Source organism: Limosilactobacillus coleohominis (assembly GCF_016901675.1).
Lineage (GTDB): Bacteria > Bacillota > Bacilli > Lactobacillales > Lactobacillaceae > Limosilactobacillus > Limosilactobacillus intestinavium.
Genome location: NZ_JACJKU010000095.1, coordinates 1 through 4318 on the forward strand (window position 1 = coordinate 1; position 4318 = coordinate 4318).

Below are 4318 nucleotides of genomic sequence, written 5' to 3' on the forward strand. Positions count from 1 at the left end.
CGTTATGGGAGCCGTTATTTGCAGTTATTACCAAATGGTGCCTATCAAGAGGGACCAATTAATGATGGTAGTTCATTAATTGGTCCCTCTTGATAGGCACCATTTGGTAATAACTGCAAATAACGGCTCCCATAACGTTTGGCAAGATCCCAATCATGGGTAATAAACAACACGCTTAAACCATTTTGTTGAAATTTGACTACCAAATCCAATAATTCATACTTCATCTCATTATCCAAACTTGCTGTTGACTCATCCAAGATGAGCAGTTGCGGACGATCAACCAATGCTTGCGCTAAATAAGCTCGTTGCTTTTCTCCACCAGAGGCTAACCCTAACGGCCGACCAGCAATTTTAGACAAGTTAGTTTCTCGAATAATCCGGTCTAGACGATGGTGTTCTGCACTGGTTAGCCACGGCAAATGAGACTGCATTAAATTTAGTCCCACGAAGTCCCTGATTGACAAAGGATAGTTTGTTGGTAAATTGCGAAACTGTGGCACATAACCAATTTTCAAGTGACGTTGTTTAATGATTTCACCTTCTCGAGGTTTCAGCTCCCCAAGTAACGATCGAACTACTGTAGTTTTACCGGCCCCATTTTCACCAACCATGACCAGAAAATCGCCCTTGTTAATTTCAAAACTCAAGTCTTGAATCACCGGTTGATCACCGTATGATAACGTAATGTCATCGACAGATACTAAAGACACCTTACTTGCTCCTTTCTTGAATTTGAATTAACGAATCATATTCGCTCTGCATCCATTCAACGTAAGTCTGGTGGGCTGGTTTGGTCTCGGTTACGTTTAAGACCGGGATATCATGTTGCCTTGCCAGCTTGACCATGTTTCTCACTGTAGAATTGCTTTCCTGTTTATTATTGACCACGAAAGCCACTTCATGATTACGAATTGCTGACTGAATCTGGGTAATTTCCTGTGGTGAAGGGTCATTACCATCCTCTACCACTTTAGCAAAGCGTTCGTTTTGAATTTTGTAACCCATGTTTTTCAATGCATAATCAAACACTGGTTCACTAACTAAGACTTCTCGGTTACCTGCTTGAGCATTTCGCTTTGCTCGTTCAATCGTAGCATTTAACTTTGCCAATTGTTTTTGATAACGCTTTGCCTGTTGATGATAATAATGACGATGGGATGGGTCAATTTTACTGTATTGTTGGGCCAGTTGCTGTGCTAATCTGCTCATTGTCGTTGGCTCATACCAAACGTGCTCGTTATCACCGGATTTTTTTCCGGCAACATCCTGACCAACGTTAATAACCCTTTGGTGACCATCAGCCGCATGAACCATTTTGTTGACCCATTCATCATAACCGAGGCCGTTTTCAATCACCACATTAGCGTGACTTAACTGGCGGGCCTGTTTTGTTGATGGCTGAAAATCATGAGTGTCTACGCTCCCACTATTAATAAAGGATTGGACCTCACCATATTTTCCAGCAACTGTTCGTGCCACTTCTCCGTAAAAGTTCAAACTAGTAACCACCCGAATCGGTCGTTGCTGACGCTTTTGATTTGGTTGCCAGCCGGTAATCATTAAAACCAGAACGATTACCAGTAAGCTAATTAGTCCCACTAATCCCCATCGTTTCTTATTCATATCAGATCTCCTTTTTCTAAATAGTAATCATTACTATTAACTCGCAAAGAATATATTACCGAAACTACGGGACATTAGCAAGAATAAATTTTATCGAAAGCTTTTCTCAACTCTAAACAAGAATACAAAAAACTCGCCATCTCTAATTAGACGGCGAGAACCATTCGTGATGAAATAATTCCTGATTACAGAAGCATAACCAAATACACTTCGGTGCAAAAACCACGCATACTATTATAAATTCGCTTAGCACGGGACTCACTATGGCAAATACCAAAAACTGTGGGCCCTGTGCCACTCATATGAGCCATATCAGCTCCAAGACGGAGCATCCCATCTTTTAATTTCTTAATTTTAGGATATTCTTGCATGGTTACACACTCTAAAACATTACCCATTTTTGCAAAGGCAGCTTGCCAATCCTGTTGATGAATAGCATCTAGCAAGCCCTGATTATCAAGATGTTCCAGTTGTTCATAATTAATTTGTTTCAAAATAATCGGGGTTGAGACGCTAACGCTGGGTTTAGCAATCACCGCCCAATAATGAGGACATGACGGCAGGAGGGTTACCTGTTCACCATGACCAGTAACATGCGCCGTATGATTATAGATGCAATATGGAACGTCCGAATCAATCGTTAGTGAAAGGTGTGCTAGTTCATCTAATGTCAAGCCGAGTTGCCACCCACGATTCAATCCCCGCAATACCGCTGCAGCATCTGATGAACCGCCACCTAGTCCAGCCGCTACTGGAATATTCTTTTTAATCTTAACTGTGACCCCTTCGGAACGGTGAAAACGAGTTTTTAAAATATGAACTGCTTGGTAGGCTAGATTGCGTTGATCATTTGGCAAAAAGCCACTATCGGTGCAGACTTCAATCGTTTGAGGATGATCATGAATATCAATGGTAATGTAGTCGGCTAAGTCAATCGAATTCATCACCATGTCCCACTGTGGTGAACCGTCTAGATAACGCATCGGTGTATCCAGGGACAAGTTGATCTTGGCCGGTGCTTTTTCTGTAACAATCACGCTTTCCCCCCTCCTCGTCTGATATCATTTTTCTTATTATAGTAACTTGCTTCAAACGGGTTGGCAAGTGATAAACTCCTGCTGTTTTAGGGAACAAGCTGAATTATTTGACAACCTTAAAAGAACTTCAAACATTCTCAATAAAGAACACTTGAAGCTCCTTTTAATTAAATTAAGTTCTGTGCATGCAACGCATTAGCTAGACGGATAAATTGCTCTAAATTGAGCGTTTCAGGGCGGTCCGTCGTTGCAATGTCTAACTGACTTAAAATCTCTTTAACCGCCGCTTGTCGTTCCTTATCTTTACCCACAACTGGTTTCAAATTATTCCATAAGTTCTTGCGACGGTGGGCAAAACAGGCCTTAATGAAGCTAAATAGTTTTTGTCGACTAAATGGCTGGACCGCCAACTGCTCTTGCCGTGTCTCTAATACGACAATTGCCGAGTCAACATTTGGCGCTGGTACAAACGAATGTCGTGATACTCCAAATGCTAATCGTGCGGTCATTAAATACTCAATAGCCAACGTTAATGAACCATACTCTTTAGTGCCAACTTTAGCCGTAAGCCGCTCCGCAACCTCTTTTTGCATCATGACACAAATAGCATCCCAATGAACAGAACTATTTAACAGCCCCATCAAGATTGGACTAGTAATGTAATATGGCAAATTGGCTACCACTTTGATCGGCCTAGTTGGATCAGTGAATTCCTTTTGAATTAGTTCAGGCAGATTAGCCTTCAGCACGTCCTGATTGATAACTTTGACGTTATCATACGGTGATAAAACATCCGCCAGTATCGGCAGTAAATCCTCATCAATTTCTAAAGCAACCACTTCTCCAGCAGCCTTGGCAAGTTGTTCTGTCAATGCACCAAGACCTGGCCCAATTTCAATGACATTATCATTTTTAGAAATATTAGCCGCATTGACAATTCCAGTCAGTACATTTAAATCAGTTAAAAAGTTCTGACCAAAGCCCTTTTTGGCACGCACGCCATACTTTTTGATAATCTCTTTGGTCCGTTGTGCATTTCCAATGTCTGCCTTAGCCATTTCGTTCCTCCTGATTCATTTGCTGAACTGCCCTTTCAAACTGATCGCGTGTAATGCGAAAAACGTTGAGTCGTTTCAGCATCTGTTTACCATTCCCGTAACCAATTCCTAAGAGTTGTCCTAACCGTTCTCGTCGATAGCGGGCAGCAGGGCCGCTTACCAAGTCTGCATCAACCATATCACGACGATCAAAGATGGGCTCCTGAGCCTCTACTTCAGTATATAGACTATCTAACGCATTCAAGATTGTCTTCTGAGTAGCATGTTCGACCCCCAAACTGCCATGGGCTTCTGTTGGGATACCTTGATCACGGCGAATAAAGGCGTGTTTTACTCCCGGAATGGCCTGACTAATCATTTTGCGCAGGCGTTCGCCGTTAAAGTCAGGGTCAGTAAAAATAATGAGGCCCCGGGTCTTTTGCAGCTTTTTTAGTTGCTCGATATCTGACGATGACAAGGCAGAACCATTGGTTTCAAAAGTGTCTGCATCCACTGCTCGTTGAATTTGCTTCGTGTCATCTTTACCTTCGACAACAATTACTTCTTTAATCTTCTTCATTTTGATTTCTTTCTTTAAATCGTCGCTGAGCATTCTTC

5 protein-coding genes are annotated in these 4318 nt (G+C 42.0%); all 5 read right to left on the reverse strand.

Annotated features, from left to right (window positions below; translation table 11 throughout):
• Nucleotides 1-44: 44 nt before the first annotated feature.
• The 5 genes from H5975_RS07350 to rnmV all read right to left on the reverse strand — a co-directional run bounded on the left by H5975_RS07350 (nt 45) and on the right by rnmV (nt 4280).
• Nucleotides 45-713 (reverse strand): ATP-binding cassette domain-containing protein, encoded by a 669-nt coding sequence (locus H5975_RS07350; RefSeq protein ID WP_204785499.1) that lies wholly within the window; start codon nt 711-713, stop codon nt 45-47.
• 1 nt (nt 714) lies between these two features.
• Nucleotides 715-1626, reverse strand: a complete 912-nt coding sequence (locus tag H5975_RS07355) for a metal ABC transporter solute-binding protein, Zn/Mn family (RefSeq protein WP_204785500.1) — start codon at nt 1624-1626, stop codon at nt 715-717.
• A gap of 185 nt (nt 1627-1811) precedes the next feature.
• Nucleotides 1812-2663: a 4-(cytidine 5'-diphospho)-2-C-methyl-D-erythritol kinase gene (ispE, locus tag H5975_RS07360; protein WP_178660304.1), complete on the reverse strand. Its 852-nt coding sequence runs from the start codon at nt 2661-2663 to the stop codon at nt 1812-1814.
• A 167-nt stretch (nt 2664-2830) separates the two neighbouring features.
• The gene (rsmA, locus tag H5975_RS07365; RefSeq protein ID WP_204785501.1) at nt 2831-3721 is read right to left on the reverse strand and encodes a 16S rRNA (adenine(1518)-N(6)/adenine(1519)-N(6))-dimethyltransferase RsmA; all 891 of its coding nucleotides are present in this window, start codon (nt 3719-3721) and stop codon (nt 2831-2833) included.
• The gene (gene rnmV, locus H5975_RS07370; RefSeq protein WP_204785502.1) at nt 3714-4280 is read right to left on the reverse strand and encodes a ribonuclease M5; all 567 of its coding nucleotides are present in this window, start codon (nt 4278-4280) and stop codon (nt 3714-3716) included. The genes rsmA and rnmV overlap by 8 nt, the downstream gene beginning before the upstream one ends.
• Nucleotides 4281-4318: the final 38 nt, after the last annotated feature.